Annotated in this window: 21 protein-coding genes; 14 read left to right on the forward strand and 7 right to left on the reverse strand. The window is 37.1% G+C overall.

What is annotated here, in order from left to right; genetic code table 11:
• Position 1 precedes the first annotated feature (1 nt).
• The 7 genes from ACFSQJ_RS05570 to ACFSQJ_RS05600 form a co-directional block, all read right to left on the reverse strand.
• Positions 2–1,018, reverse strand: a complete 1,017-nt coding sequence (locus tag ACFSQJ_RS05570) for an N-acetylmuramoyl-L-alanine amidase family protein (RefSeq protein WP_377765962.1) — start codon at positions 1,016–1,018, stop codon at positions 2–4.
• Positions 1,019–1,040: 22 nt separating this feature from the next.
• Positions 1,041–2,012, reverse strand: coding sequence for a hypothetical protein (locus ACFSQJ_RS05575; protein ID WP_377765963.1), 972 nt, complete (start codon positions 2,010–2,012; stop codon positions 1,041–1,043).
• 121 nt (positions 2,013–2,133) lie between these two features.
• On the reverse strand, positions 2,134–3,402 hold the full coding sequence (locus ACFSQJ_RS05580; RefSeq protein WP_377765964.1) for a POTRA domain-containing protein: 1,269 nt from the start codon (positions 3,400–3,402) through the stop codon (positions 2,134–2,136).
• Between the two features lie 30 nt (positions 3,403–3,432).
• Entirely contained in the window at positions 3,433–4,167 is a 735-nt protein-coding gene (locus ACFSQJ_RS05585; protein ID WP_377765965.1) for a hypothetical protein, read from the reverse strand.
• 14 nt (positions 4,168–4,181) lie between these two features.
• Positions 4,182–5,183 (reverse strand): glycoside hydrolase family 113, encoded by a 1,002-nt coding sequence (locus ACFSQJ_RS05590; protein WP_377765966.1) that lies wholly within the window; start codon positions 5,181–5,183, stop codon positions 4,182–4,184.
• 46 nt (positions 5,184–5,229) lie between these two features.
• Positions 5,230–6,126, reverse strand: a complete 897-nt coding sequence (locus ACFSQJ_RS05595; protein ID WP_377765967.1) for a hypothetical protein — start codon at positions 6,124–6,126, stop codon at positions 5,230–5,232.
• A gap of 31 nt (positions 6,127–6,157) precedes the next feature.
• Positions 6,158–6,880, reverse strand: a complete 723-nt coding sequence (locus tag ACFSQJ_RS05600) for a DUF547 domain-containing protein (protein WP_377765968.1) — start codon at positions 6,878–6,880, stop codon at positions 6,158–6,160.
• Between the two features lie 237 nt (positions 6,881–7,117).
• On the opposite strand from ACFSQJ_RS05600, the gene ACFSQJ_RS05605 reads away from it, so the two are divergent.
• From ACFSQJ_RS05605 to ACFSQJ_RS05670, 14 genes are all read left to right on the forward strand, one after another.
• The gene (locus tag ACFSQJ_RS05605; RefSeq protein WP_377765969.1) at positions 7,118–8,467 is read left to right on the forward strand and encodes an NAD(P)/FAD-dependent oxidoreductase; all 1,350 of its coding nucleotides are present in this window, start codon (positions 7,118–7,120) and stop codon (positions 8,465–8,467) included.
• A 6-nt stretch (positions 8,468–8,473) separates the two neighbouring features.
• Positions 8,474–10,078 carry a 4Fe-4S binding protein gene (locus tag ACFSQJ_RS05610; RefSeq protein ID WP_377765970.1) on the forward strand — a complete coding sequence of 535 codons (1,605 nt, stop codon included), beginning with the start codon at positions 8,474–8,476 and terminating at the stop codon, positions 10,076–10,078.
• Positions 10,079–10,080: 2 nt separating this feature from the next.
• Positions 10,081–10,548 (forward strand): toxin-antitoxin system YwqK family antitoxin, encoded by a 468-nt coding sequence (locus ACFSQJ_RS05615; RefSeq protein ID WP_377765971.1) that lies wholly within the window; start codon positions 10,081–10,083, stop codon positions 10,546–10,548.
• The gene (locus tag ACFSQJ_RS05620; RefSeq protein ID WP_377765972.1) at positions 10,548–11,237 is read left to right on the forward strand and encodes a glycosyltransferase family 2 protein; all 690 of its coding nucleotides are present in this window, start codon (positions 10,548–10,550) and stop codon (positions 11,235–11,237) included. Before ACFSQJ_RS05615 ends, ACFSQJ_RS05620 begins: the two co-directional genes overlap by 1 nt.
• A gap of 2 nt (positions 11,238–11,239) precedes the next feature.
• Complete coding sequence (locus ACFSQJ_RS05625; protein ID WP_377765973.1) at positions 11,240–12,724, forward strand: cellulose synthase family protein; 1,485 nt, start codon at positions 11,240–11,242, stop codon at positions 12,722–12,724.
• Between the two features lie 3 nt (positions 12,725–12,727).
• A complete protein-coding gene (locus ACFSQJ_RS05630) occupies positions 12,728–14,092 on the forward strand; it encodes a mannosyltransferase (protein ID WP_377765974.1) in 1,365 nt (454 codons plus the stop codon).
• Between the two features lie 200 nt (positions 14,093–14,292).
• A complete protein-coding gene (locus ACFSQJ_RS05635) occupies positions 14,293–14,907 on the forward strand; it encodes a GNAT family N-acetyltransferase (protein ID WP_377765975.1) in 615 nt (204 codons plus the stop codon).
• Positions 14,908–14,993: 86 nt separating this feature from the next.
• Positions 14,994–16,184 carry an argininosuccinate synthase gene (locus ACFSQJ_RS05640; RefSeq protein ID WP_377765976.1) on the forward strand — a complete coding sequence of 397 codons (1,191 nt, stop codon included), beginning with the start codon at positions 14,994–14,996 and terminating at the stop codon, positions 16,182–16,184.
• Positions 16,177–17,151 carry an N-acetyl-gamma-glutamyl-phosphate reductase gene (gene argC / locus ACFSQJ_RS05645; protein ID WP_377765977.1) on the forward strand — a complete coding sequence of 325 codons (975 nt, stop codon included), beginning with the start codon at positions 16,177–16,179 and terminating at the stop codon, positions 17,149–17,151. Before ACFSQJ_RS05640 ends, argC begins: the two co-directional genes overlap by 8 nt.
• A 10-nt stretch (positions 17,152–17,161) precedes the next feature.
• Positions 17,162–17,956, forward strand: a complete 795-nt coding sequence (gene proC / locus ACFSQJ_RS05650) for a pyrroline-5-carboxylate reductase (RefSeq protein WP_377765978.1) — start codon at positions 17,162–17,164, stop codon at positions 17,954–17,956.
• A 74-nt stretch (positions 17,957–18,030) separates the two neighbouring features.
• On the forward strand, positions 18,031–19,155 hold the full coding sequence (locus ACFSQJ_RS05655) for an aspartate aminotransferase family protein (protein ID WP_377765979.1): 1,125 nt from the start codon (positions 18,031–18,033) through the stop codon (positions 19,153–19,155).
• Positions 19,155–20,093, forward strand: coding sequence for an acetylornithine carbamoyltransferase (locus tag ACFSQJ_RS05660; protein WP_377765980.1), 939 nt, complete (start codon positions 19,155–19,157; stop codon positions 20,091–20,093). Before ACFSQJ_RS05655 ends, ACFSQJ_RS05660 begins: the two co-directional genes overlap by 1 nt.
• Complete coding sequence (gene argB / locus ACFSQJ_RS05665; protein WP_377765981.1) at positions 20,090–20,869, forward strand: acetylglutamate kinase; 780 nt, start codon at positions 20,090–20,092, stop codon at positions 20,867–20,869. Before ACFSQJ_RS05660 ends, argB begins: the two co-directional genes overlap by 4 nt.
• On the forward strand, positions 20,866–21,939 hold the full coding sequence (locus ACFSQJ_RS05670; protein WP_377765982.1) for a M20 family metallo-hydrolase: 1,074 nt from the start codon (positions 20,866–20,868) through the stop codon (positions 21,937–21,939). Before argB ends, ACFSQJ_RS05670 begins: the two co-directional genes overlap by 4 nt.
• The last annotated feature ends 6 nt before the right edge of the window (positions 21,940–21,945 follow it).

The raw sequence follows: 21,945 nt of genomic DNA on the forward strand, positions 1-21,945 counted from the left end.
TCTATTTATCAAAAGAGGTTGAAGCCTCAAAGTCTAAAATAACCCCTTCAGAAATCCATTTGGCAAGGGCCTGTCTATTATCAGGGTCTAGAATACGTCTTTGATCTTTTTCACTACGAATATTTCCCACCTCGATATAAACCATTGCAGGCAATGTTTTTTTCACCAAATAAAGAGAACTGCGGTCTTCAAAAGTGCCTTGATAACCTCTATTTGGCTGAAACTTGGCGTACTTCTTTAAAAAAGTCTGGTGAATACTTTCTGCTAAACGCTTTCCATTTTTGCTTTTTTCATGATGATAAAAGAATACATCTATATTGGTTCCTTTACTACGACTATCTACATGGGTAACCAATAGGCGTTGATACTTGCCTAGGTTTTCTTTATAAAGCTTATTGATCACCTTTACCCTTTGCTTTAGCCTTGCCAGTTGGCTTAGAGGAATTTCTTTGTTTGGATAGGTAACCTCATCAGTATCGAGTTCTAATCTTCTACTATCTCTAATACCATCATTTTCATCTTTAATAATCAGAAATACCTCAGCACCGTGCGAAATTAATTCTCTTGCCAACCGCAATGTAATGTCATAAGCGTACTCGTCTTCCGCTATCAACTTTCCGTTATAATTCTCCACTGCTCCAGGGTCAGGACCTCCGTGACCAGAAACCAGATAATAGATATTGCCTTTTAGGCGATTGCTGAGTGAATCTATTCGTGCAAAATCTTCTCCAAAAATTGGATACTCTCTAAAAGCTGATAAATTCACATTTTTAACCTTACTTAATACCGTTGTATCTGGAATAAAATAAGTTTCGCCGATTTTTAAAAACTCTTCTTCCGAAAGTTTGGCTTTATTTACCTCAACGAAAGCATTGTAAAACTTGCTGGGATTCACCCCATTTTTTCGGAGAAGGGAATAGATACCATCACCTTTTTCCGCAGTCACGGTTTTTAAGGAATCTTGCGCAGTTATACCTGCGCACATAAAAAGAAAAAAGAGTAAGAATGATTTGCCCAATTTTTTTAAGCAAATCTAACAGCTATTTTTCAATTTCTAAATCGGCATAATCATTTAAAACCCCGCTTGTGATAATATTTGACAGTAACTCTTGATTCGCATTTACAAGAATCGTGTCTTCAATGGTAGGTTTTTTTCCATTCCCAATCTCGATCAAGGTGATTGCCGGAAGGGCATTCTTTGCCAGGTACAGATTATTCTTATCAATAAAAATCTCTGTATATTCTCTAAAGGGTTTACTTTCTATACTGTTTTCATTAAAAGTGCGCTGTATATTGGCAGCAATACGTCGTCCATTTTCGCTAGAGTTGTGATGGTAAACAGAAACCTCACAATGTTCGTCAGTGATATCGTCGTTTACCCTTGTAATCAGTAAGCGCTGGTATTTACCTTGATGTTTTAAATACTTCTTATTAATAATTTCAACGTACTCTTGCATCTGACTTAAGGGAGCCATAGCACCTTCTGTCTTTTTATATGGTGATTTTTGCACTAGTGCATGTTTATTTTCTGCCTCACTTTCTATTAAGTATACCTGGGCACCGTGCACCATTAATTCTTGAGCTAAATTTAGCGTGATTTCATCCGTTAGTTTATTTACAGATGCAGATGTTCCGTCAACACTATTGCCTGAAATAAGGTAAATCACAGCATTCTTAAGCTTCGTACTCTTTGGTGAAATTTCCGCCAACTCCGATTTAAAAATCGATTCTTCCATTTTATTATCAGTTCGAACTTGAACTGCAGTTTTCTTAAAAGAATCCGCTGCATAGGGTATAAGGTATGCTCTACCTAAATGAAGTTCACTTCCATTTCTTAGGTTCTTCTCATTTAACGCTACAAACTCCGCATAATACTTTGTCGGATTTAAGCCTTGCTTTCTGAGGATTGAGAAAATGCCATCACCACTTTCTGCAACAGCAATATAATTGCTGTTTTGCCCAAGCATTAATAACGGACATAAAATCCAAAGGACAGAAAATACTACTTTCATGATAAATTATTTATGCAGTGGGATGCCCTGCAAATATGCATAAATATCGATGAAATGCAAAAAAATACGATGAAATGTATTAAAATATTTATTTCATAAAGAAAAATATTACAAGCCAGTGTCAAAAATACTGTCCAATTCCAAAAACTACGCCCCTAGTAGCATCCTTAGTAATGCCATGGCCGTAGTCAATTCTGAAAATGGCATTAAAAATACGTTTATGGATAAATCGAATACCGATTCCCGGATATATCCTCAGATTTTGGTTGTCGGCAAAATCTCCGAAATCTCCTCCAGGATTACGCCAACTACCTCCATCAACAAATAGATTTCCTTGCAGTACGAACCAATCTTTGTCTACTAACGTATGTCGATACTCGGTATTCAATACAATGGCCCCGGTACCGCGATCAATCGTATTACCAACGCCTCTAATATTTAGATTATTATCTACTGCGAAAGGGGCAAAAGGCGTATTTAAATTACTTGCCAGGCCCAATCTTAATCTATTGGCCCAATTACCTCGCTTGCCCACTCTTGTAAAATAAGAGAAGTCATTAAACCCTATTGCAAATTCTGGCAACGTCGTATTGGCGCTGTTTACATACTGAAAATTCAAGGTACTTCTAAAGCCTGATAGGTATTGGTAATAGTATTCAATGCCATCATAATTATAGATGAACTTATATAAATACTTATCTACGTTAAGACTTTGCGGTACGTTTGGGTCGGTAGCACCCGAAATATATTGGTAATCTTCCGTAAAGAAGTTTACTCCAAACTCAATTCTATGTTTATAATTGAACTCGTAAAGTACCAACAGTTCAATAGATTCATTGTTGTACCTATAATCTGCATTACCATTTTCAAGAAAAACAGGTTCTTGTGTAGTCAAATCTTGGTAATTAATTGCTAAGCCTAAATGTTTTGAAAACAAATAAGGTGCTCTCACATTAATACCAAATGAATTAAAGATATCGTATTGATAAAATCCCCCAAGGGTAACATTTTGTCCTAAAAAATTAAATTCTTGTAGGCCTACCCTAAATGCAAACTCATCGTTGTTCGATGTGAAAATATTCGCAAAAGGTATCAAGGTGAAGTTTTCTTCAATACCATAGACGACATCTGCTTTTTCTTGCTTGTCGTTATAGAAAACCTGATAATAGGCATGCGATACTGATGGCAATCGCTTTAATCGGGCAATGTCATCTTCAAGGAGAACGGAATCTAACAACATACCCGGTTCTAGTCTTGTGACTTTTTTTACAAAAGAAGTTTTGGTTCTTTTATTTCCATGTATTTTCAATTCTACCACAGTACTTTGTGCAAAAATCCCTGTGGAAAACAGCAGTATTAAAATACCAGAATATTTTAAAATGGGTTTCAATTTTTTTCTTTAAATATAGTTGAAAACATACTAAGGAATATTAAATGGAACAGTAGAAAACAGATTTACCCAGTTATCTTCACTTACGGCCAAAAGTGTAAAATCATAGCCTTCACCTGTTTCCAATATTGGAGGTATCTCTTCCGTGATGTTTAATACAACATTATCCAATTTGTAATATTGAAACCTCTTCTCAAACGTATAGGTGCCCGATAACAAATCGTTATTAGCGCTTGAAACCACATGAAAATATATTTTCGTATCATCAAAAACTCCATCTTGCCAAGTAAATACCGGCATGTTGGATGATTGAACCATAACATTTTCAGACAAATACTCGGTCGGCTTAGAAGTTTGCTTTAATCTAATTGGGTTTGAAAGGTGAATTTCTCCGCGCTCTTCAAAAGATACGATTATCCATTTCTCTTCTTCTGGCACTATTTCATATTTTAAAAGATGACCGTTAAAAACATCAATTAAATCACCTTCTCCTTTAGTGTATTCCGCAAAATTATTCTTATCAACATCTACGGTTTTGGTTTGATAAAAATTTATGTTGCTTACCCCTGATCGAGGGTATAAAAAAACGCTAACCACGTTCGAATCTATATTGCTGGCTGCGCAGGCAATTACATTATCAATACTAAATTCTTTGTTTCGCAATGCCTCTTCTAAAGAAATTTTAGAATCTGCAGAACTGTCATCAGAAGAACAGGAATAGAAGAATATGAATACTAAAAAGAAAAAAGAAGCTTCCCTTTTCATCGGCATATTTTTCTTTAATAGTCGCCGTAATACGCTCTAATTACATTTTCAACTGGTTTATTTTGGGGGGTAAAACGATTATCCTCAATTCCGCCCGATTTTTCGTGATTTATAAACCATTTCCATACAAATCCTCCAGCGAACCAATCTTCCTTCCAAAATTCTTCAAAAATAGCTTTTGTGGCATCTACCTGCGCTTGAAGATTTACCGCCATTTCATTTCTATCTACTAACCATGGCTTTTTTGCTGTATAATCCATACTGCGATAACCAAATTCGGTAAATAAAATCGGCTTGTCTTTTTCGGTAGAAACCGCTTTTAACTTTGTCTTCCATTTTTGCCAACCTTCTTGCATTTGCTCTTGAGATGGAAACTGTGCTTCATTGAGGGGAAAATAGGCGTCTACCCCTATAAAATCAAGTTGGCCCCAAAAAGGTGTTCTGGTATATTCATCCCAATTTGCGGCATAGGTCAGTTTTCCTGTGTAAACTTTTCTTACTTTTTTAATGAGCCCTTGCCAATAGTCGGGCCTATTCTTTACAAACTCTTCCAATTCCGTTCCAATACAGTAGATATCTGCCTTGGTTTCTTGCGCTAGCTCCGCATAGGTCACTATAAAATCTGTGTAGGTCTTTTCTAAAGTCTTCCAGTCTTCTTCAGACTCCATAAGCATATCTCCGGTAAACTCACCATGCCAAACCCATATTTGAGGTTTAAGCATTATTTTCACTTTGTTCTTTTGAAGTAGTTGAATATACTGTTTGGCACCAGCTCTAGTCTCGCCAAACCATTGCCTATCCGTATTAAAAACGACATTCGGCGTGCTCAGGCTTCTTATGAAGCCAAAAGGCATAATGGCCGCATAGTTCGCATTTACCTTTACGACCGGGTCTACATTTGACTGCGTGACCTTGTTTCTTGAACCAACAAAACTTACTCCGTTTATCTTTTCATCAATTTGACTGACACAAGAAAACTGGAGTAGGCATAAAAAAAGAAGCCCTAATCTTTTCATAGTTAAAAAATTAAGACTTCTAAAATACATCATTGTTTGCTAGAGACTAAAAAACTGCCCGCAAACCTATGTTAAATGTTTCTCCAAGACCGGTATCCCTGCCCTTTACAAAATTAGTATATAGTACCTCAACGTTCAGTTCATCCGTTAATTGATACTTGGCACCACCGCCTAAAGCCGTGAAGTTTTGGCTAAAATTATTGCCCAAATCTATCAGCTCTGTATGTTGTCCCAAAACAAGAACAGTAAATTTAGAACTTGGAAAATAGCTTAAGAATAACCCAGGAGTAACTCGAAGGCTGTTGTTAGCAAAACTACCCTCTACAGTAATACCGTTGACATTTTCAACTGCGTCTTTACCAAAATTATATTCAGAATTAATCTCTGTGAACAATTGCCATTTCTTTCCTGGAAAGGTATAGTCATAGAAGAATCTGTTCTGCCAGGTAAACCCATCTTGATCCAAAAAGACTCCGTTATCATCTTCTTCTTGACTTATCAAAGGAATTGAAAATGCACTTAAAATCGAGAAATTACCTACATTTTTAAAAGGTACAAACTTAATAGCCGGAGCAATAGATGTAATCCCTGAGGTAGTCCTACGCTCGGTACTCCCATCTCCTAAAACAAAATCCCTTCCATTGGCCCTATATTCAACAATGGCCCCAATATTTACTCTTTTGTTTTCTGAAACCCCTGTAAAAGCTTCTAGAGTAGAAGTAAAAAAGTTTTGTCGAATTCCATCCTCAGAAGCAAAAGTACTCTCTGTTTGGGTGTAAAGATTATTGAACAGTTTAAGATCCCATTGGCCTTGGCCTATCAATTTAGAAGGGGTAAGGTTTTGAATAACACTTCCGCCATCATCACTGTCATCTTGTGCAATTAGGCTAATTGTGGACAATAAAAGCCCAGCCATAAGAATATGGTTTTTTAAAATTTTCATTTCAGTTGTTTTTAAAGGATTGTTGTTTTAATTATTTAATCTCGTTCAAAGTCCAGTCATAATTGTAGTAACTTACTTTAGCCCCTGAATCTATTTTTTCGTTTCTATATTGGTTTACAAAATCGACTTGGCTTTTTCCGTCTTGCGTAAAGTCACCTTTGTACCATTCAAAAAGTTGCGAAAGCTGCACTTTATTACCCTTGACTTTGATAAAATTAGGGTTGTTCAAAGCCTTTTTCGTCTGCTTTTGCAATTGCGTTTCTAGCGTTGATGGTAAATAAGCATTACTGACAATAGGAGGGCAGCCCAAACCAGCACAAACCAGCACGAAATGAAAACGTGCCTCTTCAGGAAAGTTACCTCTCAGTAATTTGTTCTCTATATCATTTAAAGTGATGGCCTTTCCACCTATGTTATATTTGGTTTTATCAAAGAAGCCTGCCTTGTCCAAGGGAGATTTTATAGGATAGTTATCGACAATGCCCTTTATAACAGAAAGGTTATACCCATTAATCCAAAAAGCTTGATAAGTGGTTTTGTCACTTTTAGAAACTGAAATATTCTCAGCTATATCTACCAATTCGTTTAAAGAAGATGGATTTTCCTTAATACGCTTGTAGTCTACCCTACCGTTTTTTACATAGGTCTTAAAGAAAGTATCTGATTTTGAAAAGAAATCAGAAGTGCTTTGTCCTATACTAAACTGAAAAACAAGCACGAGAAAAATACCGGTTAGTGTTGTTCTATTTATCATTTTAAAAAATTTAGTTGATTAAAATCTTGTGCTTAAGTCGTACATAACTAAAACTACCTACAAAGAATTTAAATTTTATGAATTATTTAAGATTTTACAAATCAAAGGGTTACACGTTCGTAATTACCATAATTACCTTACGAAACCCAGATATATTTATATTCTTTCTAAATTAAGGTTTTGTTTTAAGTTCCTATCTTTAAAAACGACATTTAGTAAACAACCAATAAATATTCAATGGAGAACATTGTTATTATAGGAAATGGCATTGCAGGAGTTTCCGCTGCAAGACATATTCGAAAACTCTCAGATAAAAGAATCATAATAGTTTCTGCCGAAACAGATTACTTTTTTTCCAGAACCGCACTCATGTATGTTTATATGGGTCATATGAAATTCGACCACATACAACCATATGAGAATTGGTTTTGGGAGAAAAACCGCATAGAACTGGTCAGGGCTTATGTAAATAAAGTGGATACCAATAAAAAACAGCTATTATTGGATGGTTCAAGAGCTTTGAATTATGACAAACTGATTATCGCCACAGGTTCGAAGCCTAATAAATTCGGATGGCCAGGCCAAGACTTACACGGGGTTCAAGGTCTTTATTCTAAACAAGACCTTGATTTATTAGAAGTAAATGCCCCCAATAAAGATGTTTGTAAAAGGGCAGTAATCGTTGGCGGTGGCCTAATAGGAATAGAACTTGCCGAAATGCTGCGAAGTAGAGATATCCCTGTCACGTTTCTTGTAAGGGAAAGCAGCTTCTGGAATGGGGTCTTGCCAGAAGGCGAATCACAATTGATCAATGAACATATTAAAGAACATCATATCGATTTGCGCCTTTCAACTAATCTTAAAGAAATTGTTTCTGATGACAACGGCAAGGTAAAATCGGTAATCATGGATGAAACCGGTGAAGAATTGGCCTGCGATATGGTCGGTCTAACAGCTGGCGTAACCCCAAATATTGATTTTCTTAAAGGTTCGGGCGTTGAACTAGGTAGAGGGGTGAAAGTAAATCGGTTTTTAGAAACAAATGTGAGTGACGTGTATGCCATAGGTGATTGTGCCGAACAGCAGGAGGCAATTGGCAATAGACGACCCATAGAGGCGGTATGGTATACAGGGCGTATGATGGGCGAGACAGTAGCTCAAACGATTTGCGGTAATAAGTTGGAATACAAGCCCGGACATTGGTTTAATTCTGCCAAATTCTTAGATATTGAATACCAGACCTATGGTTGGGTTTTTGGTGCCAGAGGTCAAAAAGATTACGAAGAGCAATTTCATTGGAGACATTCCAGCGAAAAAGTTTGTGTTACAGTATCCTTTCATAAAGAGACAAATCTGTTTTTGGGCATCAACACATTCGGCATCCGTATGCGTCACGAAATTTTTAATAGATGGTTGACCGAAGAACGTGATGTTGATTATGTAATGGAACATTTAACAGATGCCAATTTCGACCCTGAATTTTACAAACAATACGAAAAAGAAATTGTTTCTAAGTTCAATTCTGATTTCAACAAATCGATACAAACAAAAAAGAAAAGTTTAAAACGAATATTTCAACTCAAATAGCGTACAATGAGTAACTACGATAGAAGTATGGCCTTAACGGGTCAACCACCTACAACTTTAAGCAGAAACCAAAAAATTGCAACACTAATTGGCCTTGCAGGCCTAGCTGTAATTCTGCTTGCGGCTTTTAATATTAGCTTTCCAAATAAGGGATTATGGTTAAGTATTTCTTTGGCCGCCATTTCTACAGGTATTATCTGGTTTTCTTGGGATGCTTATTCCAACAAAGAACCAGGGATTAAAAACGATGGCGTTTGGTTCAAATCCATTTCGAGTAAAGGATTTTGGGGTTGGATAGCTGGTATCGCCCTAACGAGTTTCTATATTATTCTTTATTTCTATCCAGAGTATTTAGGATTGGTCGCCAAAGGTGACAACAAAGGGGTTATTGGCCTTTTTGATCCTTTAAGTAGACTTTTAAGTGGCAACCCCGCCAGCCAATGGTTTGTTTACGGAACCCTATATACTGTTGCTATTTTGGCATTTGGCATAAAATTCATGTGGAAATATCGCCATAACAGGTATGAGCGAATTCGTACGATGAGCGTTATGTTCTTTCAAACGGGTTTTGCATTCATCATACCTGAGTTAATGGCTCGTTTAAATGGAAGTTCGGTCTTAAATGGTGGTAGTCTGCCCTACTATGATCTAAAAAATATGTGGCCTTTGAACTACTATAATTTTGAAGGCTATCGAATAAAAGGCTTCTTGAGTTCAGGAGATATCGGTTTTGCGCTCTTGATTTTTGGTGTTGCAACCGTATTCATTATAAGCCCGATACTAACCTACAAATACGGTAAACGTTGGTATTGTTCATGGGTTTGCGGCTGTGGCGGTTTGGCAGAAACTGCGGGAGATTCTTTTCGCCAACTTAGTGACAAAACCGTAAAAGCTTGGAAAGTTGAGCGCTGGGTTGTGCATAGCGTTGTAGTTTTTGTAACCTTAATGACGACTGCTGTTGTTTACTCGTATTTAGGAACGGACACCAGTAAATATTGGCTCACCAAAAGCACCTTCTTGATTGGCGTTGCAGCATTACTTACCACCGTTTTTACCTTGGTAATGATTTTTAAAAGGGAGCAACTTCAACAAGATGCTAAATATGGCGCGATAGGTTACTTGGTCATAATACTTGCTTTAATAGGTATCCATTTTTTTAGTGGAGAAGGCAATGTGTTTTTATTCAAATCAGAAACGCTGCGTAAGTCGTATTCTTTTTTAATTGGCAGTATTTTCTCAGGGGTAATCGGAACTGGATTCTATCCAATCTTTGGAAACCGTGTTTGGTGTCGCTTTGGATGCCCTATGGCGGCCATTTTAGGTTTTCAACAACGCCTATTCTCAAAATTTAGGATAACAACGAATGGAGGGCAATGTATTTCTTGTGGTAACTGCTCCACTTATTGCGAAATGGGTATAGATGTACGTGCGTATGCCCAGAAAGGCGAAAATATTGTTCGTTCTAGTTGTGTTGGTTGCGGTATCTGCTCAGCCGTATGCCCAAGAGGGGTTCTAAAATTAGAGAATGGCCCTTTAGAAGGTCGCATAGATAGCAATCAGGTTTTATTGGGTAATGATGTAGATCTAATGTCTTTGGTAAACAAAAAATAAACATGCTACGTTTTAGTTTTGTTATTTTATTTTTGGTTGTTTCATCTGCAAAAACCTATCATCGCGACTATTATGAGAACGGAAATCTAAAAGCGCAAGGTTGGAAAGAAGGAGAATCTAAAGAAGACTTCTGGAAATATTATCACCAAAATGGTGGCATAAAAGCTCAGGGGCACTATAGCCAAAATCGTGAAATAGACTATTGGTATTTCTACAATAAGAACGGGACATTAGAGATGGAAGGCCATTTTAAAAATGGACAAAAAGTAAAGTGGTGGCTTTTTTACGACGAAAATGGTAAAGTTAACCACAAATGCCAATTAAAAGATGGTATTAAAAATGGCTATTGCCTTAAATACATGGATGAAGAATTAACGTCGGCCGAGAAATATAGAAATGGAAAAAAAATAAAGGAGTGGTTTAGCTTTAGTAGTTTTAAAAAAGAAAACAAACTTTCTGACCTCAAGTAATGGCTGATATTAAAGTTATTATTCCTGCTTACAACGAAGGTGATTCTATAGGCCATGTGGTATCCGAGATTCCGAAATCGGTTTCTGAAATTATTGTGGTCAATAACAATTCTACTGACGATACGGTTACAAATGCACAAAAGGCAGGGGCTACTGTATTAACCGAGAACAAAAGAGGCTATGGTTATGCCTGTCTAAAAGGAATGGATTACATAGGCAAACAGTCCAAACAACCTGATATTATCGTATTTATTGACGGAGACTATTCTGATTATCCAGAAGAATTGGATAAAATTGTAGCTCCTATCTTAAATCAGAAAATGGATTTTGTAATAGGAGCTCGAAAAAAAGAACTTAGGGAAGCAGGCTCAATGACTTTTCCTCAAATCTTCGGCAACGAATTGGCCACTTTTTTAATGCGTATATTTTTTAGTGCAAAATTTACGGATTTAGGACCTTTTCGTGCAATTCGATATGAAAAACTCAAAGAATTGCAGATGGAAGACAAAACTTATGGATGGACGGTAGAAATGCAGTTAAAAGCCTTACGTAAAAAACTAGCATATACCGAAGTACCAGTGCGTTACAAAAAAAGAATTGGTGTCTCAAAAGTTTCTGGTACCGTAAAAGGTGCTATATTTGCAGGCGTAAAAATTTTAGGTTGGATATTCAAATACAGCATTAAATAACTATGGGACTCACAATAGCTTATATTATAATTGCGGTTTACAGTTTAGCCTTAATTCTGATTTTTTTCTACAGTCTGGCGCAATTGAATTTATTGGTCAATTATTTGAGTAATAAAAAGCAAAACGATGAGGCACCCAAATTCAATCTTTTAGACCCTAGGGAAATTCCTCATGTTACCATACAACTCCCTGTGTATAATGAGGAGTATGTGATGGAACGATTACTTGAAAATATATCCGAAATAGAATACCCAAAAAGTAAGTTAGAGATCCAAGTTCTAGACGACTCCACCGACGATACCGTAATAGATACCGCAAAACGTATTGAGGCTCTTCAAGAAGCTGGATTGGATATTAAACATATATGCAGAACTAACCGCCAAGGCTTTAAGGCCGGAGCTTTGAAAGAAGGACTTGAGATTGCAAAAGGGGAGTTCATTGCCATTTTCGACGCTGATTTTCTACCTGAGCGCGATTGGTTAAAAAAGACCGTACCTTACTTCAAGGATAGTGAGATTGGTGTTGTTCAAACAAGATGGGGGCACATCAATAGAGACTATTCCACTTTAACAAGAATTCAGGCTTTTGCTTTAGATGCCCATTTTACTTTAGAACAGGTCGGTCGTAATTCAAAAGGGCATTTTATCAATTTTAACGGTACTGCAGGCATTTGGAGAAAAGAATGTATCCTCGATGCCGGTAATTGGGAAGGTGATACGCTGACGGAAGATTTAGATTTGAGCTATCGCGCACAACTTAAAAACTGGAAGTTCAAATACTTAGAAGATGTAGAAACTCCTGCAGAGCTACCTGTTGTAATGAGTGCAGCGCGTTCGCAACAATTCCGTTGGAATAAAGGTGGTGCTGAAAACTTCAGAAAAACAGTGTTAAGTGTAGTAAAGTCGAAGAATATTGATTTTAAAACCAAATTTCATGGGGTGATGCACTTACTGAACAGTTCAATGTTCCTTTGTGTATTCATTGTTGCCTTGTTGAGCATACCGATGCTTTACATCAAAAATACATATGGTCATCTAGCATGGGTTTTTGAGGTAACAAGTTTTTTCATTGTTAGTACTATAATTTTATTCTTTTGTTATTGGTATACCTATAAGAGTATTCAAGGCAGTGGCTTTGATAAGTTTATTGATTATATCAAGTTATTTTTTACCTTTTTCTCGGTAGCCTTAGGCCTTTCCTTGCACAACTCTATCGCAGTTATGGAAGGTCATTTAGGTAAGCGAAGTGAATTTGTTCGCACACCAAAATTTAATATCAATAATCTAACGGATAGTTGGAAAGGTAATCGCTATTTAGCAACCAAGCTTTCTCCAAATATGATTATTGAGTTTGCCCTAATGCTTTACTTCTTGTTTGGAATGTATAGTGCCGTTCCTTTAAATGATTATGGGCTTTTTCCTTTTCATTTAATGTTATTCTTAGGTTTTGGTTTTGTTTTCTTTAAGTCCTTGACGGCAAAAGCCTAACGAATGTATTCTTACTGGAAATTACACAAATACCCCATAATCATTGCACTGGGTTGTGTTTTTTTCTATTACACATTTGCCTATCATTTAATTCGTGAAGACTTCGTAAAACTACTTAGCCTATATTCTGTGCTTTTCTTCTTTTATTACAAGCTTATTCAGTTTGAAAAATGGAACTTTAAATTTCTTTTAGTTACCGGTATACTTTTTAGGCTTATTTTTCTTTTTTCAGACCCTAATCTTTCTCAAGATTTTTACCGTTTTATATGGGATGGGGAACTCATCAAGAATGGCATTAATCCCTATTTATATACACCTAATACTTTAATAGAACAATCTGATTTAGCTGTAGCGAACCCGCAACAGCTCTACGAAGGAATGGGTTCTTTAAGCGCTAGGCATTTTAGCAACTACCCTCCGTTAAACCAACTTATTTTCACCATTTCTACCTTTATAGGAGGTGGAACCATATTAGGGTCATTAGTTGTGATGCGTCTCGTCATTATTTTAGCAGATATTGGCATCCTAATTTTTGGAAGAAAGCTGCTATTGCATTTAGGGCGTTCAAATCATCTTGCTTTCTGGTATTTTCTAAACCCCCTAGTTATAATAGAGCTTTCGGGAAACTTGCATTTTGAGGGGGTTATGCTCTTTTTCTTTGTTTGGGCGATGTACTTAATTTCAGTTCAAAAATGGAAATTGGCAGCTCCCGTCTATGCGCTTTCAATTCTGGTAAAACTTGTTCCCATTTTATTTTTACCCTTATTTTTAAAACATTTAGGGCTTAAAAAAAGTACCCTATTCTATAGTTTGGTAGGTTTTACCTGTATCATATTTCTCCTCCCGTTTTATTCGTCAGAGTTCATTACTAACTATGCACAAACTGTAGGGCTATGGTTTTCTAATTTTGAGTTTAATGCTTCCGTCTATAATTTAGTTAAAAAAGTAGGCGTTGTCTATTTTGAAGCCAAACCGTGGGAGCTTGTTAAAGCTTACGGAAGTCTAGTTCCAAAATTGGTCATTAGCATTGCTTTGCTTCTCACTTTTCTAAGAAAAAACCAAGACCTAAAAAAATTACTTGGTTCTATGCTTTTATTGCTTTCTAGTTATTATTTTCTTTCTAGTACGGTGCATCCTTGGTATATCGTATTCCTCTTGGTGCTGGCAATTTTCTCTGATTACCGTTTTGCTATGGTGTGGTCTGCCACTGTTGTTCTTAGCTATTTTACCTATGCAAATCCTGATTTTAAAGAGAACTTATGGTTAATTACCCTTGAATATTGTTTGGTATTTGGGTACTTCATTTATGAAATTTTCAAAAATCATAACATAAAAGCAAGGTTTAGTAAAAAAATCAACCTTGGTTAGGTGCTTTAAAATTAATTTGTACTTTTGAACCATAATGAACGAACAAAACTACATATCCACACTTGAGAGCTACTCAGCTCCAGTACGTCCGTTCGCTCGTCGCCGTCGCCCGTAAGGGTGCATTATATCTATGGGAATAGGTGAGTCCATTCCCGCAAGTCTCAAAAACAATTTTATTATTTATTCTAAAACATTTAGCAATGGAAATCATTGTTGCTAACGAATCACATTTTAAATACGCTCAAATTATAAGCGATACCATAACCGAATCTGCAAAGGTTAGGGGTACCGGTATTGCGCAGCGTACACCAGAATATATTCTGAAAAGGCTCGAAAATGGCAATGCGGTAATAGCATTAGAGGACGATAAATTCGCTGGCTTTTGCTATATAGAAGTTTGGGGAAATAAAGGATTTGTAGCCAATTCTGGATTAATTGTTCATCCTGATTTTCGTAATCAGGGCCTTGCCAAAAAAATCAAAAAGCGAATCTTTGAATTGTCACGAGAAAAGTTTCCTGATGCCAAAATTTTTGGAATCACTACCGGGCTTCCCGTAATGAAAATGAATTACGAGTTAGGTTACAAGCCTGTTACCTTTTCGGAATTAACGGATGACCCTGATTTCTGGAAGGGCTGTCAGACCTGCAAGAACTTTGATATTCTTACCCGGACAGAAAGAAAAATGTGCCTATGTACCGGTATGTTATACGACCCCGTAACCAAATCAAAAGATAAAGAGAAACTAAACAGTAAGGCCTTTCAAAGACTAAAAGGAATTAAAGAAAACCTGTTTTTAAAGAAAAAATCGAAATAACCCTGTCACATCGAGCGCAGTCGAGATGTATAGTACAAAAACTCGTTCTCGACTACGTTTAAGCTGACATTTAGCTATATAAGACAATGAAAAAATTAATACTCGCATACAGTGGTGGATTAGATACTTCGTATTGCGCCAAATACCTTTCAAAAGAAAAGGGATATGAAGTTCACGCCGTAAGCGTAAACACCGGCGGATTTTCGTCTGAAGAAATTGTGACCATAAAAGAAAAGGCTCTTGCCTTGGGCGCAACCAGCTATACTTCTATCGATGCCGTGCAGAACTTTTATGATAATGTAGTAAAGTACCTGATCTTCGGTAATGTTTTACGAAACAATACCTACCCGCTTTCGGTTAGTGCAGAACGAATCGTGCAGGCCGTTGAAATTGTAAATCACGCTAAAAAGGTAGGTGCTAAATACATCGCGCATGGTAGTACCGGTGCCGGTAATGACCAAGTACGGTTCGATATGATTTTTCAAACCTTGGCTCCAGAGATTGAAATAATTACCCCAATCAGAGATAATAGATTGGCCAGAGAGGAAGAAATTGAATATTTAAAAGCTAATGGGGTAGACTATTCTTGGGAAAAAGCGAAGTATTCAATCAATAAAGGGCTATGGGGAACTTCTGTTGGTGGTTCAGAGACATTGACATCTAACCTGCCACTGCCTGATAGTGCCTACCCAAGTCAACTGCAACAAAAAGAGCCTTCAGAAGTAAAATTAACCTTCAAAAAAGGGGAATTAACAGCTATAAATGATGAAAAAAATACTCCTGTAAAGAACATCGAAAAACTTGAAGCTATGGCTTCAAAGTACGCTATAGGCCGAGATATTCATGTGGGAGACACCATTATCGGTATTAAAGGCCGGGTAGGTTTTGAAGCTGCAGCGCCACTGATTATTATTAAGGCCCATCATTTATTGGAGAAACATACGCTAAGTAAATGGCAGCAATATCAAAAAGAGCAACTGGGAAATTTTTATGGTATGCTCTTGCATGAGGGTAATTATTTGGATGAAGTAATGCGAAATACCGAAGCCTTTTTATCGGATACTCAAAAGTATGTTTCTGGTGTTGTATTTGTAGGCCTTTATCCTTTTCAATTCAGATTAAACGGTATCTTCTCTGAACATGATCTAATGAACGCCTCCTTTGGAAGCTATGGCGAAATGAATAAAGGCTGGACAGCAGATGAAGCTAAAGGTTTTATAAAAATAGCATCCAACGCTGGGAAAATTGCAAACCATGTAAATCAACATCATGATTAAGGCAGGCATTATAGGGGGTTCTGGTTATACCGGTGGTGAACTGATCCGATTGTTATTGAATCATCCTGAAGTTGAAATTGATTTTGTCTACAGTACAACAAAAGCGGGGACAAAAATCTCATCGGCGCATCAAGATTTACTTGGTCAAACCGATTTAAGGTTTTCTAGCACCGTAAATGAGCGCATCGATGTTTTGTTTTTATGCCTTGGGCATGGTAATTCTTCTAAATTTTTGAAAGAATATACCTTCGCAAATCAAACAAAAATCATAGACCTCAGCAATGACTTTAGACTACGGGCAGATGCAACTTTTGATGGAAAAACATTTGTTTACGGATTGCCAGAACTGTTCAAATCAAAAATTGAACAGACACAATGTATTGCAAATCCTGGATGTTTTGCGACAGCAATTCAATTGGCATTACTACCATTGGCAAAAGCAGAACTATTAGCCAATGAAGTTCATATCAATGCAATTACAGGTAGTACCGGAGCAGGTATAAAACCTTCAGAAACCTCCCATTTCAGCTGGCGCAACAATAATGTAAGCTGGTATAAACCTTTTACCCATCAACACTTAGGTGAAATTGGTGAAAGTTTAAGCTCATTTGGGCATGCTACGGGAAAACTACGTTTTCTTCCTAATAGAGGTAATTTCACCAGGGGGATATTGGCAACAGCCTATACCAAATTTGATGGTTCTTTAGAGGATGCTATTAAATTGTATAGGAGTTTTTATTCCGAAGCATTATTCACACAAATCTCAGAAGAGCCTATACATCTAAAACAAGTTGTAAACACCAACAATTGCCATATTCATTTGCATAAAGATGATGACGTTTTATTGGTAACCTCAGCTATCGATAATTTACTAAAAGGCGCATCCGGGCAGGCCGTACAAAATATGAACCTTATGTTCGGTTTTGAAGAAGCAAAGGGCTTACAATTAAAAGCAGGCGTATTTTAAAATAAAAACAATGAAAATAGCAATTATAGGAACAGGTAACTTAGGGCTAGCCATTGCCAAAGGAATTTTGCATAGTAACGGTGCTACAACAATGTACCTTACGAAAAGAAATACCGCTGATATCGAAGATTTTGAAAAGTATGGCAATGTAACGGTAACTAATGACAACAAAGAGGCCGTAAAAAATTCGGATATTTTAATTTTTGCCGTTCAACCAGGGCATTTTGAGGGCATTTTGCATGACATTAAAAATGAATTGGGCGAAAAGCACGTAATAATGAGTACTATTACCGGTTTTGGTATTGATAAGATAGAATCTATAATCGGTTCCGATAATTACATTATTCGAACAATGCCCAATACGGCTATTTCGGTCGGTAAATCAATGACATGTATTTGTAGTAATGGCTTGGGCCAAAAACGAATTGAATTGGCCAAAGCTATTTTCAACAGAATGGGACATTCTTTAGAAATACCGGAAGAACAGATGCAAGCGGCAACGGTTATTTGCGCAAGCGGAATTGCTTTCTGGATGCGACTAATCCGTGCGACTACCCAAGGTGCTATTCAACTGGGTTTTGATGCCAAAGAAGCCCAAGAATTGGCAATGCATACTTGTAATGGGGCCGCCAGTCTATTGATTGAATCCGGCAGTCATCCTGAAGAAGAAATTGATAGAGTAACCACACCACAAGGGTGTACCATTTCAGGGCTTAATGAAATGGAGCATCAAGGTTTAAGTTCTTCACTGATACGAGGTATTGTAACCTCCTTTGAAAAAATAAGTGATATTAGAAAAGGTTAACACTGTCAGGTCGAGCGGAGTCGAGACCTAAATAATGAGATTCCCGTCTACGCAGGAATAACAAAAAAGTAATTATGGAACTATTTGATGTATACCCCCTTTATAATGTAACTCCGGTTTCCGCAAAAGGAATCGAAGTTATAGATGATAAGGGGCAAAAATATTTGGATTTTTATGGCGGACACGCTGTTATTTCAATTGGGCACTCGCACCCGCATTATGTTAAACGCTTAAAAAATCAGCTAGATAAAATTGGATTTTACAGTAATTCTGTTCAAAACCCATTGCAGGCTGAGCTTGCTCAAAAATTAGGTACACTTTCAAAATGTGAAGACTACAACCTGTTTTTGTGCAATTCTGGAGCCGAGGCCAATGAAAATGCACTTAAAATGGCCTCTTTTCATACAAAAAAGTCTAAAGTTATCGCGTTTAAGAATGCTTTTCATGGTAGAACTTCGGCAGCGGTCGCGACTACGGATAACCAAAAAATAAATGCCCCCTTAAACCAGCAACAAAAGGTTACATTTCTTGATTTTGAAGATTTTACGGGTTTAGAAGGCGAACTAAAAACTGGTAATTACTGCGCTGTAATTTTAGAGGCCATACAAGGTGTAGGCGGCCTTGATGAACCAAGCTCAGAATTCTATCAATTTATACAAGAAAAGTGCAAAGAAAACAATGTTTTGGTCATTGCAGATGAAGTACAATCAGGTTTTGGTCGCAGCGGTAAATTCTTCGGTTTTCAACATCATGGTATTCAGCCAGATATCATATCAATTGCGAAAGGCATGGGCAATGGCTTTCCGGTAGGTGGAATACTGATTCACGAATCCATTAAAGCATCTTACGGACTTTTAGGAACCACTTTTGGCGGCAATCATTTAGCCTGTGTTGCAACACTGGCAGTTTTAGAAGTTTTAGAACGTGAGAACTTAATTGAAAACGCATCAACACTTGACTCTTATTTTAAAGAAATTGCCAGTACCATTCCTGAGGTAAAAAGAGTAAAGGGAAGAGGTTTAATGTTAGGGCTTGAGTTTGATTTTGAAGTTTCCGATTTAAGAAAAAAATTAATCCATAATCAACATGTGTTCACAGGTGGTTCGGCCAATAAAAAACTCCTCCGATTTCTACCTGCCCTAAATATTACAAAAGAGCAAATCACTAGTTTCTTTAATGCGCTTAAAGCAGAATTATAATGAAAAATTACCTTCATATCAGCGATTTAGGAAACCTGCAAGATGCCGTTAAAGAAGCTATTGCACTAAAGCAAAATCCGTATCAGTTTAAAGAATTGGGCAAACAAAAAACCATTTGTCTATTATTCTTCAATAATAGCCTTCGTACCCGTTTGAGCACGCAAAAAGCAGGTATGAATTTGGGGCTTGATGTCATGGTCATGAATTTTGGAAGCGAGGGGTGGCAGCTAGAATATGAAGATGGAACTGTAATGAATCAAGGAAAATCGGAACATATTAAAGAAGCGGCACAGGTAGTTTCACAATATGCAGATATTGTCGCCATAAGGGCATTTGCAGGTTTAATTGATAAGGAAAAAGACGAAGCAGAAATAGTTCTCAAAGGTTTTGAAAAATATGCTAGCATTCCTGTTGTGAACATGGAAAGTTCAGTGGGCCATCCACTACAAGCCCTAGCCGATGCCATTACCTTAGAAGAACATAAAACCGTAAAGAAACCAAAAATTGTCTTGTCTTGGGCACCCCATCCGAAGTCCCTACCCCATGCCGTGGCAAATTCCTTTATTGAAATGATGAAGCTGCAAGATGCCGAGTTTGTAATAACGCATCCTGAAGGGTATGAACTAAATCCAGAAATCACAAAGGACTGTAAAATTGTGTATGACCAAGAAAAAGCCTTGGAAAATGCGAACTTTGTATATGTTAAAAATTGGAGTAGTTATTCGAATTACGGAAAGGTTTTATCTGAAGACAAGAATTGGATGATGACCAAGAAAAAATTGGGTGATGCCAAATTCATGCATTGCCTTCCTGTGAGGAGAAATGTGGTGGTAGAAGATGCTGTTTTAGACAGTAACCAAAGTTTGGTTATCGAACAGGCAAATAATAGAACTTATTCGGCACAATTGGCCTTAAAAAGAATTTTAGAAAAACTGTGAATCAGCAATTATCCATAGTAAAAATTGGTGGTAACATCATTGAGAATGAGGTAGAACTCTTAAAGTTCTTGACTTTGTTTTCAAAGCTAGAGGGTTCTAAAATTCTAGTTCATGGGGGGGGCAAAAAGGCAAATCACATTTTAGAAAAAATGGGGATAAGCCCTAAAATGGTGAATGGGAGAAGAATTACCGATCTAGAAAGCCTAGATGTGGCCATTATGGTTTACGGCGGGTTGACAAACAAGAAAATAGTAGCCCAACTTCAGGCCTTAAATTGTAACGCAATCGGAATGAGTGGCGCAGATGCAAATGCAATTCAAGCCCATAAAAGATCTGTAAAGGAGATTGACTATGGCTTTGCTGGTGATATAGATGGGGTTTCAAACAATACGTTGAATTCCATTTTAGAATTGGGCCTTACACCTGTTTTTTGTGCATTGACCCATGACCAAAAAGGACAATTATTGAATACCAATGCCGATACTATTGCATCTGAATTGGCGATTGGTATGAGCAAAAACTTTGAAACGACACTTTATTACTGCTTTGAGTTAAACGGTGTTCTGAGAGATTTTGAAGATAAAACTTCGGTTATTAAAAAAATTGATTCTGCTTCTTATGCAAATTTAATTTCTGATGGAATTATTGCAGATGGAATGCTTCCGAAGATGCATAACTGTTTTCATGCCCTAAATAATGGTGTCAAAGAAGTTAGAATGGGTAATTTAGCCCTATTCGAAAAAGAAAATACAAACTATACAAGATTAGTTTTATGATTATCGATAAAGATACTTTGGCCCAAGAGGCCATTACTCTGTTAAAGCAATTGATTTCCATTCCTTCATTTTCGCAAGAAGAAGATGAAACTGCTGAAGCTATTGATGTTTGGCTCAAAAAATTTGGTGTGGAAACCAAACGCCAATACAATAATATTTATGCGTTCAACAAGTATTATAATGAAAACAAACCCAATTTATTACTTAACTCGCACCATGATACGGTTAAACCTAATTCTGCATACACCAAAGACCCATTCAATCCGCATGTGGAAGATGGAAAACTGTATGGTTTAGGAAGCAACGATGCCGGGGGCTGTCTGTGTTCGTTATTGGCGACTTTCGTTCATTTTTATGAGCGAAACAATTTAAGCCATAACATTATAATGTCGGCAACCGCAGAAGAGGAAGATGCTGGTGAACTAAGTATTTCGGCCCTATTACCGATTTTACCAGAAATTGAACTTGCCATAGTTGGTGAACCTACTTTAATGCAACTGGCAATTGCTGAAAAAGGACTAATCGTGTATGATGGTAAAGTAAGTGGTACTCCTTCTCATGCGGCACATCCAAATGACAACAATTCTATTTACAATACCATTGAGGTTTTAGAATGGTTTAAAAACTATCGTTTTCCAAAAGTTTCCGATGTGCTTGGCCCTGTAAAGATGACCGTTACCCAAATTAAGGCAGGTTCGCAACATAACGTAGTTCCTGCTCATGTAGATTTGGTGATCGATGTACGTGTAAATGATTGTTATACGAACGAACAAATAAATGAGATACTACAACAAGAAGCACCTTGTGAGCTCATACCGCGCTCCCTTGATAAAAGCAGTTCAGCTATCTCGATAGACCACCCTTTGGTAAAATCGGGCATTGCGCTCGGAAGAGAGACTTACGGTTCACCTACCCTTTCTGACCAAACCGAACTAAGTTGCCAGTCTTTAAAGTTAGGCCCTGGCGATAGTACACGTTCGCATTCGGCCGATGAATTTATTTATGTAAAAGAGGTAGAAGAAGGGGTTAAGCTTTATATCGCAATTTTAGAAAGATTTTTAAAAAAGTAGATTTGA

Source organism: Croceitalea marina, assembly GCF_042684265.1.
GTDB classification, from domain to species: Bacteria; Bacteroidota; Bacteroidia; order Flavobacteriales; family Flavobacteriaceae; genus Croceitalea; species Croceitalea marina.

Excerpts from the sequence above, each read along its gene's own strand:
- ACFSQJ_RS05575 (WP_377765963.1), bottom strand. The coding sequence starts at position 2,012 with ATGAAAGTAGTATTTTCTGTCCTTTGGATTTTATGTCCGTTATTAATG.
- ACFSQJ_RS05585 (WP_377765965.1), bottom strand. The coding sequence starts at position 4,167 with ATGAAAAGGGAAGCTTCTTTTTTCTTTTTAGTATTCATATTCTTCTAT.
- ACFSQJ_RS05590 (WP_377765966.1), bottom strand. The coding sequence starts at position 5,183 with ATGAAAAGATTAGGGCTTCTTTTTTTATGCCTACTCCAGTTTTCTTGT.
- ACFSQJ_RS05595 (WP_377765967.1), bottom strand. The coding sequence starts at position 6,126 with ATGAAAATTTTAAAAAACCATATTCTTATGGCTGGGCTTTTATTGTCC.
- ACFSQJ_RS05600 (WP_377765968.1), bottom strand. The coding sequence starts at position 6,880 with ATGATAAATAGAACAACACTAACCGGTATTTTTCTCGTGCTTGTTTTT.
- ACFSQJ_RS05605 (WP_377765969.1), top strand. The coding sequence starts at position 7,118 with ATGGAGAACATTGTTATTATAGGAAATGGCATTGCAGGAGTTTCCGCT.
- ACFSQJ_RS05610 (WP_377765970.1), top strand. The coding sequence starts at position 8,474 with ATGAGTAACTACGATAGAAGTATGGCCTTAACGGGTCAACCACCTACA.
- ACFSQJ_RS05615 (WP_377765971.1), top strand. The coding sequence starts at position 10,081 with ATGCTACGTTTTAGTTTTGTTATTTTATTTTTGGTTGTTTCATCTGCA.
- ACFSQJ_RS05620 (WP_377765972.1), top strand. The coding sequence starts at position 10,548 with ATGGCTGATATTAAAGTTATTATTCCTGCTTACAACGAAGGTGATTCT.
- ACFSQJ_RS05625 (WP_377765973.1), top strand. The coding sequence starts at position 11,240 with ATGGGACTCACAATAGCTTATATTATAATTGCGGTTTACAGTTTAGCC.
- ACFSQJ_RS05630 (WP_377765974.1), top strand. The coding sequence starts at position 12,728 with ATGTATTCTTACTGGAAATTACACAAATACCCCATAATCATTGCACTG.
- ACFSQJ_RS05635 (WP_377765975.1), top strand. The coding sequence starts at position 14,293 with ATGGAAATCATTGTTGCTAACGAATCACATTTTAAATACGCTCAAATT.
- ACFSQJ_RS05640 (WP_377765976.1), top strand. The coding sequence starts at position 14,994 with ATGAAAAAATTAATACTCGCATACAGTGGTGGATTAGATACTTCGTAT.
- argC (WP_377765977.1), top strand. The coding sequence starts at position 16,177 with ATGATTAAGGCAGGCATTATAGGGGGTTCTGGTTATACCGGTGGTGAA.
- proC (WP_377765978.1), top strand. The coding sequence starts at position 17,162 with ATGAAAATAGCAATTATAGGAACAGGTAACTTAGGGCTAGCCATTGCC.
- ACFSQJ_RS05655 (WP_377765979.1), top strand. The coding sequence starts at position 18,031 with ATGGAACTATTTGATGTATACCCCCTTTATAATGTAACTCCGGTTTCC.
- ACFSQJ_RS05660 (WP_377765980.1), top strand. The coding sequence starts at position 19,155 with ATGAAAAATTACCTTCATATCAGCGATTTAGGAAACCTGCAAGATGCC.
- ACFSQJ_RS05670 (WP_377765982.1), top strand. The coding sequence starts at position 20,866 with ATGATTATCGATAAAGATACTTTGGCCCAAGAGGCCATTACTCTGTTA.